This window comes from Burkholderia sp. BE17 (assembly GCF_009362305.1).
Lineage (GTDB): Bacteria > Pseudomonadota > Gammaproteobacteria > Burkholderiales > Burkholderiaceae > Burkholderia > Burkholderia pyrrocinia_C.
On the sequence record NZ_WHNU01000001.1, the window covers coordinates 182,702 to 195,154 of the forward strand.

Genomic DNA, 12,453 nt, shown 5'->3' on the forward strand with positions numbered 1-12,453 from the left:
GGCCAACTAAGGCCGCTCCGCCACTGCACTCCCACATCGGCGCACTTCGCTCAGGAACTCCCCATGCACCCCACTCTTGCCTTCGCGATTGGTAATGTCGCTGTCGTGATTCTTGCCTGTACCGGCATCGTGCTGTTTCTCAAGTGACGCGCTGCTCCGACTCCCGCACCAACGTCACCTACACTTACCGCCGTTACCTCTCCAGTCCAGTATGAGCGTTTCGATCCCACGATCGACGAATGGAAGGTCCCGGCCCCCTACCCCGATCACGTGCTGCATGATGTCCGACACGCGCCGTCGACGTCCTCCCGGACATTGGACTACCCCACTCGCCGTTCGCTCGATCCATTTCCCGATGATGGCGAGCCGTTCGACCCCGAACCCTATCGACGCAGATTTGAATCGCCGGCATACGACGAACCGCTCGAATCTCCATCGTCGCTGTCGGCCGAGCCTCGACCATCAGCAGCAACCGTTGCCGAACCGAATCACTTCTCGTATGCGCCATCGTGGGCGACGGAAGCGCCGGGGTCGTCCAGCGATGCACATCATCACTGCGGTTCTACACGGGTTGATGTGCTCAACGTCGGCCGGAAAGCAGGCAGTACGCGTGGCAGCGTCGCTGGTGCAACCAGCGGTGTCGCAACGGCGCTATCCGGGTGCCGAGGCTGGCGCAGCCGTCGGCGCCATTGGAGGCCCGCTCGGTGTCGTATTCGGTGGATTGACTGGCGCCCTGATCGCCGGGCTGCTTGGCAGCACGGCCGGCTCAATCGCAGGTTCCACTGTCGGCGGCATACTCGACGACAGTCTGCTTGAAAACTACTGGGGCCTGTCGTGCGGTCATACCTTCGGCACGCAATACCGATGATCGCCGCAGTCGTGGCAGCCGTTCTGGCTGTCCGCTTCTTCGCTCCCCCTCCGGCACGGACCCTGTCTCAAGCATGGGCTTCACGTACGAGAGGCGGTACGATTTTTCGTGTGGAGCGTCCTTTCGGATAGTGACGTCAGGCGGCAGCATGGTGCACCTGATAGCCAAAGGGGGCATTTTTGCCAGGGGCACAAACCATCAGCCAAAATTCCCCCGGAAGTGCCCCCGCATTCACACCGCCTGGACTGGACAAAACAGGAACAAAAAACCCGCGAGCGCTCGATCTCTCGCGGGTTTTCGGACCTTCATGGAATCGCCTGAACGCGATCGTGGTGCCGGGGACCGGACTTGAACCGGCAAGCCAATCAAGGCGGCGGATTTTCGTCACACTGCTTCTTTCAAAGCCGGCGTCGCCTGAGCGAAACCGTTCGTGCGCTGGACTATGCCTTCACCGTCGCGCGCGGGCGTAACCGCTGCCCGTGCGCCTTAGGCGCCCCCCGTCTAGTCTCTACACCTTCCTCGCGGGTGCCGCGAGGCTTGGCTCGGCGTTGCCTCGATGCGCGCATCAGGGGTTTCGCCGAATTTGAAGGGTTCTGCACCGACCGTTTCCGGCCGGGCACTCAATCGTTTAAGTCCGCTATGTTTACCAATTTCATCACCCCGGCAAGAGGGCGGACGGGATTCTACCATTGCTTGTGCATGCGTTCCCTTATTCCGGCGAGATGCATCGGGACGCATCGAACCCGCGCGCCCCACCGCCCCTCGATGCACCACTGCATCGCACGCATTCATCCAGTGTAATCAGCACCGATACGACACTGCATGCGATTTCGTCCCGCGCCGCAACATCCGCCGATACAATCGAGTCCGCCTTGTCCGACGGGCCCAACCGTCTGACGTTTGTATCGTGCTTTTTTGCGAAACAAGCGTCGCGTGCGTCATCGCGAAGTCACAAACGTTCTCGATAATTTCCCAGCCGAAAACGTTTACATCGCGCTACTTAATGACCTCGACCATCAAGGATGTCGCTGCCCTCGCGGGCTTCTCGATCGCCACCGTTTCGCGCGCGATCAACGCACCGCATACCGTCAGCCCCGCCACACTGCAGACGATCCGCACCGCGATCGACACGCTGCAATTCCGCCCGAGCCCGCTCGGCCGGCAACTGCGCGGCGAACGCACGCGGCTCGTCGGCGTCGTCGTGCCGACGCTGTCGAACCCCGTGTTCGCCGACTGCCTGCAAGGCATCGACGAGCTCGCGACGGCGGCCGGATTCAAGCTGATCCTGATGACGACCGAATACGACGCGGCGCGCGAGCGTCACGCGATCGAGACGCTGCGCGAGCAGCGCGTCGAAGGGTTGATCCTCACCGTCGCCGACGCGGACACGCACCCGCTGCTCGACATGCTCGATCGCGACGGCCCGCATTACGTGCTGATGCACAACGACACGCAGCGCCGCCCGTCGGTGTCGGTCGACAACCGCCGCGCCGCCTATGACGGCGTGCGGCTGCTGACCGCGCGCGGTCACCGCCGCGTGCTGATGCTGGCCGGCTCGCTCGCCGCGTCGGATCGCGCCCGCCAGCGCCATCTCGGTTATGCGCAGGCACTCGAGGAAAGCGGCGTCGCCACGCTGCCGCCGGTCGAAGTCGACTTCAACGCGCCCGAACTGCCCGACGCGGTGCTCGCGCATCTGACCTCGCGCGCCACGCGCCCGACCGCGCTCTTCTGCAGCAACGACCTGCTCGCGATGGTCGTGATGCGCGGCCTGCGCCGCGCGGGCTTCTCGATCCCGGACGACCTGTCGGTGCTCGGCTTCGACGGGATCGCGCTCGGCGAATTGCTCGCGCCGCCGCTCGCGAGCGTCGCGACGCCGAACCGCGACATCGGCCGCCACGCATGGCGGCGTCTCGTCGAATGCATCGGCGGCGCGACGATCGAACGCACGTCGCTGATCCTGCCGCACGCGGTGCGCGACGGCGCGACGATCGCGCCGCCGGCCACCGACCTGCAATTGCGCAAGGCCTGAACGCACCGGCGTGCGACCACGCACGCCGACCACCACACCACCCTAGCGCCACACACTCGCCCGGAGACCCACCGTGTCCTTTCGCCTGACCTCGCTGCTGCGCGCACTCGCCGCGCCGCTCGCCTGCGCCGCGCTTTTCGCCGGCGCACCCGCCGCCCACGCCGACGAAACGGCGATCTGCTACAACTGCCCGCCCGAATGGGCCGACTGGGCCGCGCAGATCGCGGCGATCAAGCAGAAGACCGGCATCCGCGTGCCGTTCGACAACAAGAACTCGGGCCAGTCGATCGCGCAACTGATCGCCGAGCAGAAGAGCCCGGTCGCCGACGTCGTCTACCTCGGCGTGTCGTCGGCATTCCAGGCGAAGGACAAGGGCGTGATCGCGCCGTACAAGCCCGCGCACTGGAACGACATTCCCGCGAACCTGAAGGACCCGCAAGGCTACTGGTTCGCGATCCACTCGGGCACGCTCGGCTTCTTCGTGAACAAGGACGCGCTCGACGGCAAGCCGGTGCCGCGCTCGTGGGCCGATCTGCTGAAACCCGAATACAAGGGCATGGTCGGTTATCTCGATCCGTCCAGCGCATTCGTCGGCTACGCGGGCGCGGTGGCCGTCAACCAGGCGCTCGGCGGCAGCCTCGACAACTTCAAGCCGGGGCTCGACTGGTTCCGCAAGCTGAAGGCGAACGCGCCGATCGTGCCGAAGCAGACCGCGTATGCGCGCGTGCTGTCCGGCGAGATTCCGATCCTGCTCGACTACGACTTCGACGCGTATCGCGCAAAGTACAAGGACAACGCGAACGTCGAGTTCGTGATTCCGAAGGAAGGCACGATCGCGGTGCCGTACGTGATGAGCCTCGTGAAGGGCGCGCCGCACGATGCGAACGGCAGGAAGGTGCTCGACTTCGTGCTGTCGGACGAAGGCCAGAAGCTGTGGGCCAACGCGTACCTGCGCCCGGTGCGCGCGCAGGCGCTCGGCGCCGATGTCGCGTCGAAGTTCCTGCCGGCGAGCGAGTATGCACGTGCGAAGCCGGTCGACTTCGGCAAGATGGCGGCCGGCCAGCAGGCGTTCGGCCAGCAGTATCTGCAGGTGATGCAGTAAGCCGCCGGACACAACCGATGCTCGACCTGACTTTCCCGCTGCGCTGGCGCGTCGCGCTCGTCGCGCCGGCGCTCGCGATGTTCGCCGCGTTCTGGCTGCTGCCGATGGCGGCGCTCGTGCAGGTGTCCGCCGACGGCGCGTTCTTCTCGCAGTACGCGGCGCTGCTCGGCAATGCGCGCTACATGAAGAGCCTCGGCGAGACCGTCGCGCTGTCCGCGGGCGTCACGCTCGCGACGCTCGCGCTGTCGACGATCTCCGGCCTGCTGCTCGCGCGCCGCGAATTCGCCGGCAAGCGCGTGCTGCTCGCGCTGCTCACGTTCCCGCTCGCGTTTCCGGGCGTCGTCGTCGGCTTCATGGTGATCATGCTCGCCGGGCGCCAGGGGCTGATCGGCATGCTGTCCGCGAAGCTCACCGGCGACAAATGGGTGTTCGCGTATTCGGTCGCGGGCCTGTTCGTCGGCTACCTGTACTTCTCGATTCCGCGCGTGATCGTCACCGTGATCGCGGCCGCGTCGAAGCTCGACGCGTCGCTCGAGGAAGCCGCGCGCTCGCTCGGCGCGTCGCCGTGGCGCATCTTCGTCGACATCGTGCTGCCCGCGCTTGCGCCCGGGCTGATCGCGGCCGGCGCGATCTGCTTCGCGACCGCGATGGGTGCGTTCGGTACCGCGTTCACGTTGGCCACCGACCTGAACGTGCTGCCGATGACGATCTATACCGAGTTCACGCTGAACGCGAACATCGCGACGGCGGCCGGCCTGTCGATCGTGCTCGGCGTCGTCACCTGGGCCGTGCTCGCGCTCGCGCGCCGCTTCACCGGCCACACCGCCGCCGCCGCGGCCTGAGGATTCCTGCATGCAATCGCTTTCCGGCTCTTCCGCGCCGTCTCCGGCGCCCGCTCCCGTTCCCGCGCAGGCGAACGGCGTCGCGCGCCGCGCGCCGCGCGTCACGGGCGCGCGTGCGATCGCCGCGCTGCAATGGGGCGTCACGCTGCTGCTGTGCGCGTTCCTGATCGTGCCCGTCGTGATGTCGGTGCTCGCGGGCCTGACCGTCAACTATTTCCGCGGACTATCGAGCGGCCTCACGCTGCGCTGGCTCGAACAGGTGTGGCAGCAGTATCACGGCTCGGTCGCACTGTCGCTCTATGTCGCGTTCGCGACGCTCGCGATCGTGCTCGCGGTCGGCGTGCCGGCCGGCTATGCGCTCGCGCGCAGCAAGAGCCGCATCTCGCGCGCGATCGAGGAAGCGCTCGTGCTGCCGGTCGCGCTGCCGGGCCTCGCGTCGGCGCTCGCGCTCCTGGTCGTGTACGGCGGCTTCACCGCGTTCCGGATGAGCCTGTGGTTCATCGTCGTCGGCCACGTCGTGTTCACGCTGCCGTTCATGGTGCGCGCGGTCGCGGCCGTCGCGGCCGGCGCCGACCTGCGCACGCTCGAGGAAGGCGCGGCCAGCCTCGGCGCATCGTTCGTCACGCGCTTCGTCACGATCGTGCTGCCGAACCTGCGCCCCGGCATCGTCGCGGGCGCGCTCGCGGTGCTCACGCTGTCGATCGGCGAATTCAACCTCACGTGGATGCTGCACACCCCCGACACCAAGACGCTGCCCGTCGGGCTCGCCGACACCTATGCGTCGCTGCGCCTCGAAGTCGGCAGCGCATACACGATCCTGTTCCTGCTGATGACGCTGCCGCTCCTCGTCGCGATGCAATGGCTCGGCGTCGATCCGTCCGGCACGCGTGCACTCAAGCGCCGCTCGCGCTGACCCGCTGACCCTTTCGCTGACATGAAACTCGACTCCACTCCCATCACCCTGACCGGCTGCGCGAAGACGTTCCGCGGCACGCGCGTGCTCGAACCGCTCGACCTGTCGATCGGCGCGGGCGAAACGCTCGTGCTGCTCGGGCCGTCGGGCTGCGGCAAGACGACGACGCTGCGCCTGATCGCGGGCCTCGATACGCCGGACGCCGGCGGCACGATCGCGTTCGGCAACGACGACGTGACCGCACTGCCGATCGAGCGCCGGCAGGTCGGCATGGTGTTCCAGAACTACGCGCTGTTTCCGAACCTGACGGTGCGCGGCAACGTCGGCTACGGGCTGAAGATTCGCAAGACCGAGCCGCGCGCGCTGCGCGAGCGCGTCGACGAACTGCTCGCGATGATGCGGCTCGACGCGCACGCGGACAAGCCGATCGATCAGCTGTCGGGCGGCCAGCGTCAGCGCGTCGCGCTGGCGCGCGCGCTCGCGGTGCGGCCGCGCGTGCTGCTGCTCGACGAACCGCTGACGGCACTCGACGCGAAACTGCGCGACGTGCTGCGTCGCGAGATGAATGCGCTGCTGCGCGAACTCGGCGTGACGACGGTCTACGTGACCCACGACCAGGCCGAAGCGATGGAGCTCGGCGACCGGATCGTCGTGATGGGCGCGGGCCGCATCGAACAGATCGGCACGCCGCGCGACATCTACTACCGGCCGGCCAACCGTACGGTCGCGCAGTTCATCGGCACGCTGAACCGGCTTGGCGGACAATGGCGCGATGGCGCGCTCGTGACGACGGGCGGCGCGATCGTCACGCCGCATGCCGCCGACGAGTGGTTCTTCCGCCCCGAGGATGCACAGCTCGCCGATCCCGCGCATGCGCCGTTGCGCGGCACGGTCGGCGCGTGCGCATTCCTCGGCGAGCGCACGCGGCTCACGATCGAGCACGCGGCGCCCGACGCGCTCGTGATCGACGTGCCGGGCCGCATCGCGCTCGCGCACGGCACGGCGGTCGGCATTACGATTGCACCGGAAGGCCTGATCGCGCTTGGCGCTTGATGCACATCGAATGCACGACGCAAGCGCCACCCCGCTGCGGCGCATGACGCCGCACCCACAATAACCAGACGATTCCGAGAACCGACGATGCTGCTAGCTCAAATCAGCGATCTCCACATCAAGCGGCCGGGTCAGCTCGCGTACCGGCGCGTCGACACGGCTGCCGCGCTCGCGCGCTGCATCGCGAAGCTGAACGCGCTCGTGCCGCGCCCCGACGCCGTGCTCGTCACCGGTGACCTGACCGACTTCGGCCACGACGACGAATACGCCAACCTGCGCGACCTGCTCGCGCCGCTCGAGATTCCGTACTACCTGATGATCGGCAATCACGACGACCGCGCCGGGCTGCGCCGTGCGTTCGCCGATCGTCCGGAGCTGCACGACGGCGAATTCGTGCAGTACGCGTTCGACGTCGGCGCGGTGCGCGTGCTCGCGCTCGATTCGCAGGTGCCCGGCGCGAGCCACGGCGACCTGTGCGACGCGCGGCTCGCATGGCTCGCCGCGCAGCTCGACGCCGCGTGCGACCGCCCGGTGATCGTCGCGCTGCATCACCCGCCGTTCGTGTCGGGGATCGGCCACATGGACGCGCTGCGCCTCGCGCCCGCCGCCGCCGCGAAACTCGACGCGCTGCTGCGCGGTTATCCGAATGTCGAGCGCGTGCTGTGCGGCCACGTGCACCGTACGATGTTCACGCGTTTCGGCGGCACGCTCGCGTCGGCCGTGCCGGCGCCCGCGCATCAGGTCGCGTTCGACCTGCGGGCCGATGCGCCGTCCGCGTTCCGGCTCGAACCGCCGGCGTTCGCGGTGCATCGTCATGCGCCGGATACGGGGATGACGTCGCACCACGTGTATGTGGACGAAGGCGCCGGACCGTATCCGTTCTATGAGCCGACGGGGGAACTGGTCGACTGACCGAGTGAAGCACGTGCGATAACGGGCGGCCGGTTGTGCCGGATCTGCCGGATCTGCCGGTTGTGCCGGTTGTGCCGGTTGTGCCGGTTGTGCCGGTTGTGCCGGTTGTGCCGGTTGTGCCGGGTCTGCCGGGTCTGCCGGGTCTGCCGGGTCTGCCGGATCTGCCGGTTCGCCAGTTCGCCAGTTCGCCAGTTCGCCGGGCCTGCCGGTTCGCCGCGCCCGGCAGGATTCACGGTGCTCCGGTATGATCGGCAGCCTCGGCCGGCGCCCGGCCCGCCTGCGCACCCGACGCGTGCACCGCGCGCCGCGCCGCCCAACTTCGCCCGCGCAGCCATGTCCACCGCCTCCACCGACCGTCCGACCGACGCCGCCTCGCCCCACTACTCGCGCAGCCTGCTGTTGCTGCTCGCGACGATCGCGGGCGTGTCCGTCGCGAACATCTACTACAACCAGCCGCTGCTCGACAGCTTCCGTTCGGCCTTTCCCGACGGCGCATCGTGGATCGGCGCCGTGCCGACCGCGACCCAGCTCGGCTATGCGGCCGGCATGTTCCTGCTCGCGCCGCTCGGCGACCGTTTCGACCGCCGCGGGCTGATCCTGATGCAGATCGCCGGCCTGTCGGTCGCGCTGATCGTGGCGGCCACCGCGCCGTCGCTGGCCGTGCTCGCCGTCGCGAGCCTCGCGATCGGCGTGCTCGCGACCATCGCGCAACAGGCCGTGCCGTTCGCGGCCGAGATCGCGCCGCCCGCCGAACGCGGGCACGCGGTCGGCACCGTGATGAGCGGCCTGCTGCTCGGCATCCTGCTCGCGCGCACGGCCGCCGGCTTCGTCGCCGAGTATTTCGGCTGGCGCGCGGTGTTCGGCGCATCGGTCGCGGCGCTCGTCGCGCTGGCCGCCGTGATCGTGCTGCGGCTGCCGCGCAGCTCTCCGACGTCGACGCTGTCGTACGGCAAGCTGCTCGGCTCGATGTGGCATCTGGCGGTCGAACTGCGCGGGCTGCGCGAGGCATCGCTGACGGGCGCCGCGCTGTTCGCGGCGTTCAGCGCGTTCTGGCCCGTGCTCACACTGCTGCTCGCCGGCGCGCCGTTCCATCTCGGTCCGCAGGCGGCCGGCCTGTTCGGGATCGTCGGCGCGGCGGGCGCGCTCGCGGCGCCCTACGCGGGCCGCTTCGCGGACACGCGCGGCCCGCGCGCGATCATCTCGCTCGCGATCGCGCTGCTCGCGCTGTCGTTCGTGATCTTCGCGCTGTCGGGCTCGAGCCTCGTCGGGCTCGTGATCGGCGTGATCGTGCTGGACGTCGGCGTGCAGGCCGCGCAGATCTCGAACCAGTCGCGCATCTATGCGCTGAAGCCCGAGGCGCGCAGCCGCGTCAACACGGTGTTCATGGTGTGCTATTTCATCGGCGGCGCGATCGGCTCGTCGGCCGGCGTCGCCGCATGGCGCGCGTTCGGCTGGCTCGGCATGTGCGCGGCAGGGCTGCTGTTCACCGCGCTCGCGGGCTGGTCCCACCATCGCGGCGGCCGGCGCGGCTGAGCGCGCCCGGCGGCGCCGGCGTCACGCGTCGGCGCGCGGCGCGGCCGGTTCGCCGGCGGGCGGCGGCGCGAACGCCTGTGCCGGGTCCATTACCACCGCCGGATCCATCACGGCAGCCGGCGTCGGTACCGCAAGCGCGACGGCGGAAGGCGCCAGGATGGGCGCCGCGTCCGGCACCGCGATCTGCTCGGGTGCGGACGCAACATCCACCGCCGACGCGGCCGCCGCGACCGGCGAACCGACAGCCGCCGCGCGTGCCGCGGGCCGGCGCGCCGGATCGAACACGAACGACAGCCCGACGCTGCCGAGGATCGCGACGGTCGCGACCACGGTCGCCATCGTCACCGGTTCGCCAAGCAGCAGCGCACCGAGCGCGACCGCGACGATCGGGTTCACGTACATGCAGCTGCTCGCGATGATCGGGCTCGTGTGGCGGATCAGATAGCCGTACGCGACATACGCGGCCATCGTGCAGAACACCATCAGGTACACGAACGCGAACACGGGCCCGACGGCCAGTTGCTCGACGCGTTCGCCGAGCAGCCAGGCGACGAGCGTCGACATCAGCCCGCCGAGGCCGATCTGCAGCGACGTGGACAAAAACAGGTCGGACGGCAGCTTGAGCCGCGTCGCGAGATGCGCGCCGCCCGCCCAGAACAGCGCGCCGGCCAGCACGCAGATCGTGCCGAGCGCCGAGTTCGCGGCTGCCGCGCCGCCCGAATTCAGCACGACGATGCCGACCATCCCGAGCGCGACGGCCGCCCACTCGCCCTTCGTCACCGGCCGCCCGGCCACCGCCGCGATCACGGTCGCGAACAGCGGCACCGTGGCCACCATCACCGCGGCCGAGCCGCTGCTGACCGTGCGCATCCCGAGCGCGATCGTGCCCGACGACAGCGCGACGAGCATCGTGCCGACGATCGCCGAGTTGCCGATCTCCAGCAGCGTCGGCCATTCTGGCTTGCGCCGCAGCGCGAAGATGAACAGGCCGATCCCGCCGAGCAGGTTGCGCAGCCCCGACAGCAGCAGCGGCGGGAACGACTGCAGCGCGAAATGCAGGCCGCTGTAGGTCGAACCCCAGACGAAATAGATGAATACGAGCGCCAGCGCGACGCGGCCGCCGCGGCTTTGCGGCAGGCGGATCCGGAACGAAAGGCGGGAGAAGAAATCGAGGAGACGATCGAGCGGGGTCATCGTGCAACCCGCCCGCACGTCGCGTTGCGTGCTCCGCTGAAAGACGCCGGCAATGCCGGCAAACGATCCTGGCGGGACCGGGAAGGCAGAGCAAACATGCGGAACGACATGGCAGTGCGAACGGCGACGAAAGAGAACCGGCAAGCGGCGGCAAAGGGGCAAAAAAAACGCGCGCAACCGTTTCGGCTGCGCACGCTCGGGATTATGGCATCAAGGATTCGAAAGCATCGTCAGACCTGTCTGAAAGGATAAGGACTGACGTTTCGGCGCGACAATTTTCGGCCGGCGGATGGGCGGTTGAAATCCGGGGCCGGATGCGCGATGCGCACACCTTGCCGGCGGCCGGCGCCGGTTCCACACGCAATCCATGGCAATCCGTAACGGTCGAACCAGACATCGGCCGAACGGCCAATCATGCGCGGCGGCCCTCGATTCACGCTTATCGTGGCGGTCGGCATGCCCTCGTCGTGCCGTCGGCAGCCTTCTTTCGAAACCCGCACCGCCCATACAAAATTTTGTATAATTCAACCATTCTTCCGCCGAAGCCGGTCGTGTTCGTCGGCAGCGCGCTCGCCGATCTTCGCGACTTTCCGCTGCCTGCGCGACGTGACGCCGGCCACCAGATCGACCAGGTGCAGCGCGGCCTTGCGCCCGACGACTGGAAGCCGATGCGCACCGTCGGCGTCGGCGTGCGGGAAATTCGGCTGCGCGATGCGAGCGGCGCATTCCGGATCGTTTATGTCGCGACCTTCGCCGATGCCGTCTACGTGCTTCACTGCTTCCGGAAGCAATCGGCACGCACGAACAAAACCGATATCGACCTGGCCGCCCGGCGTTATCGCACGTTGATGATGGAGTTGAAACGATGACCAATGAACGTTACACGAACGTCTGGGACGCAATCGAGGGCCAGCCGGCCGAGGCCGAGAACATGAAGCTGCGCTCCGAACTGATGATCGCGCTCAAGCAGCGCATCGCACAGCTCGAACTCAGTCAGGCCCAGGCTGCGCAACGGCTGGGCGTCACGCAGCCGCGCGTCTCCGATCTGCTGCGCGGCAAGATCAACCTGTTCGGGCTCGACGCGCTCGTGAACATGGCCGCGGCAGTCGGCCTGCGCGTCGATCTCCAGGTGCGCGCATCCGCGTGACGCATGACGCGCGATGCGTCGCGGCACGCGCATGCGCTGCCGGGCCATGCACTTCCGGGCCATGCGCCGCTCACGATCCGCCGAACCAGTTGTATCCCTGATCGACCCAGTAGCCGCCCGGAAACGTGTCGGTCACGAAGATTTCCATGATGTGCTTCGGGTTCTTGTAGCCGAGCTTGGTCGGCATCCGCAGCTTCATCGGGAAGCCGAATTCCGGCGGCAGGCGGCGGCCGTCGTAGTCGAATGCCAGCAGCGTCTGCGGATGCAGCGCGGTCGGCATGTCGATGCTCTCGTAGTAGTCGTCCGCGCACTTGAAGCCGACGTATTTCGCGCGCGTGTCGGCGCCGGCGCGCGCAAGGAACGCGCCGAACGGCGTGCCGCCCCAGCGGCCGATCGCGCTCCACCCTTCCACGCAGATATGCCGCGTGATCTGCTCCGCATGCGGCAGCGCATACAGTTCGTCGAGCGTCCACACGCGCTTGCCCGTCACGCGGCCGGACAACACGAGCCGATATGTCGACGCATCGACGTGCGGCACGTCGTCGATCCCGTAGTATGCGTTGAACGGGAACGGCCGCGTGATGTCGGCTTCGGTGTAGGTCGGCGCGAGCCGGTCGGGGCTGAACAGCCAGGCCTGCACGCGATCGTTCATGCGCGACACTTTCTCGAGGAACGTGTTGACCGACGCATCGTCCTGCAGCGTGCAGCCGGTCAGCATCGTCAGGCCGCCGAGCGTCAGCACGCGCCGGTTGAAGAGCCGCCGCGACGGCATCTCGAGCTCGCGGCGCACGTCGAGTTCGAGCGACTTCCGGTCGAGGGTCCAGCGCGGGCGGTCGCGCTTGTGTTCGGATTCGGACATG

General features: G+C 68.0%; 12 protein-coding genes. 10 read left to right on the forward strand and 2 right to left on the reverse strand.

Annotated elements, in window-relative coordinates; genetic code table 11:
• The first annotated feature begins 541 nt into the window (after positions 1–541).
• The 8 genes from GD429_RS00820 (at position 542) to GD429_RS00870 (ending at position 9,252) form a co-directional block, all read left to right on the forward strand.
• Positions 542–868 carry a hypothetical protein gene (locus GD429_RS00820; protein ID WP_227791513.1) on the forward strand — a complete coding sequence of 109 codons (327 nt, stop codon included), beginning with the start codon at positions 542–544 and terminating at the stop codon, positions 866–868.
• A 1,003-nt stretch (positions 869–1,871) separates the two neighbouring features.
• Complete coding sequence (locus GD429_RS00835; RefSeq protein ID WP_152855266.1) at positions 1,872–2,897, forward strand: substrate-binding domain-containing protein; 1,026 nt, start codon at positions 1,872–1,874, stop codon at positions 2,895–2,897.
• Between the two features lie 73 nt (positions 2,898–2,970).
• Positions 2,971–3,999 (forward strand): ABC transporter substrate-binding protein, encoded by a 1,029-nt coding sequence (locus tag GD429_RS00840; protein WP_174419054.1) that lies wholly within the window; start codon positions 2,971–2,973, stop codon positions 3,997–3,999.
• 17 nt (positions 4,000–4,016) lie between these two features.
• A complete protein-coding gene (locus tag GD429_RS00845) occupies positions 4,017–4,841 on the forward strand; it encodes an ABC transporter permease (RefSeq protein ID WP_152855267.1) in 825 nt (274 codons plus the stop codon).
• Positions 4,842–4,851: 10 nt separating this feature from the next.
• Complete coding sequence (locus GD429_RS00850) at positions 4,852–5,754, forward strand: ABC transporter permease (protein WP_152855268.1); 903 nt, start codon at positions 4,852–4,854, stop codon at positions 5,752–5,754.
• A 21-nt stretch (positions 5,755–5,775) separates the two neighbouring features.
• Entirely contained in the window at positions 5,776–6,807 is a 1,032-nt protein-coding gene (locus GD429_RS00855) for an ABC transporter ATP-binding protein (protein ID WP_152855269.1), read from the forward strand.
• An 87-nt stretch (positions 6,808–6,894) separates the two neighbouring features.
• Entirely contained in the window at positions 6,895–7,719 is an 825-nt protein-coding gene (locus tag GD429_RS00860) for a phosphodiesterase (RefSeq protein ID WP_152855270.1), read from the forward strand.
• 333 nt (positions 7,720–8,052) lie between these two features.
• The gene (locus GD429_RS00870; protein WP_152855271.1) at positions 8,053–9,252 is read left to right on the forward strand and encodes an MFS transporter; all 1,200 of its coding nucleotides are present in this window, start codon (positions 8,053–8,055) and stop codon (positions 9,250–9,252) included.
• Between the two features lie 21 nt (positions 9,253–9,273).
• Here GD429_RS00870 and GD429_RS00875 read toward each other — a convergent pair whose 3' ends face one another.
• Complete coding sequence (locus GD429_RS00875) at positions 9,274–10,446, reverse strand: EamA family transporter (protein ID WP_152855272.1); 1,173 nt, start codon at positions 10,444–10,446, stop codon at positions 9,274–9,276.
• Between the two features lie 515 nt (positions 10,447–10,961).
• On the opposite strand from GD429_RS00875, the gene GD429_RS00880 reads away from it, so the two are divergent.
• Together GD429_RS00880 and GD429_RS00885 are read left to right on the forward strand one after the other, a co-directional pair.
• Positions 10,962–11,315: a type II toxin-antitoxin system RelE/ParE family toxin gene (locus GD429_RS00880; protein WP_152855502.1), complete on the forward strand. Its 354-nt coding sequence runs from the start codon at positions 10,962–10,964 to the stop codon at positions 11,313–11,315.
• Positions 11,312–11,593: a helix-turn-helix domain-containing protein gene (locus GD429_RS00885; protein WP_152855273.1), complete on the forward strand. Its 282-nt coding sequence runs from the start codon at positions 11,312–11,314 to the stop codon at positions 11,591–11,593. Before GD429_RS00880 ends, GD429_RS00885 begins: the two co-directional genes overlap by 4 nt.
• 70 nt (positions 11,594–11,663) lie before the next feature.
• On the opposite strand, the gene GD429_RS00890 is transcribed toward GD429_RS00885, so the two are convergent.
• Complete coding sequence (locus tag GD429_RS00890) at positions 11,664–12,452, reverse strand: molybdopterin-dependent oxidoreductase (protein WP_152855274.1); 789 nt, start codon at positions 12,450–12,452, stop codon at positions 11,664–11,666.
• Between the last annotated feature and the right edge of the window lies 1 nt (position 12,453).

Excerpts from the sequence above, each read along its gene's own strand:
- GD429_RS00820 (WP_227791513.1), top strand. The coding sequence starts at position 542 with ATGCACATCATCACTGCGGTTCTACACGGGTTGATGTGCTCAACGTCG.
- GD429_RS00835 (WP_152855266.1), top strand. The coding sequence starts at position 1,872 with ATGACCTCGACCATCAAGGATGTCGCTGCCCTCGCGGGCTTCTCGATC.
- GD429_RS00845 (WP_152855267.1), top strand. The coding sequence starts at position 4,017 with ATGCTCGACCTGACTTTCCCGCTGCGCTGGCGCGTCGCGCTCGTCGCG.
- GD429_RS00850 (WP_152855268.1), top strand. The coding sequence starts at position 4,852 with ATGCAATCGCTTTCCGGCTCTTCCGCGCCGTCTCCGGCGCCCGCTCCC.
- GD429_RS00855 (WP_152855269.1), top strand. The coding sequence starts at position 5,776 with ATGAAACTCGACTCCACTCCCATCACCCTGACCGGCTGCGCGAAGACG.
- GD429_RS00860 (WP_152855270.1), top strand. The coding sequence starts at position 6,895 with ATGCTGCTAGCTCAAATCAGCGATCTCCACATCAAGCGGCCGGGTCAG.
- GD429_RS00870 (WP_152855271.1), top strand. The coding sequence starts at position 8,053 with ATGTCCACCGCCTCCACCGACCGTCCGACCGACGCCGCCTCGCCCCAC.
- GD429_RS00875 (WP_152855272.1), bottom strand. The coding sequence starts at position 10,446 with ATGACCCCGCTCGATCGTCTCCTCGATTTCTTCTCCCGCCTTTCGTTC.
- GD429_RS00885 (WP_152855273.1), top strand. The coding sequence starts at position 11,312 with ATGACCAATGAACGTTACACGAACGTCTGGGACGCAATCGAGGGCCAG.
- GD429_RS00890 (WP_152855274.1), bottom strand. The coding sequence starts at position 12,452 with ATGTCCGAATCCGAACACAAGCGCGACCGCCCGCGCTGGACCCTCGAC.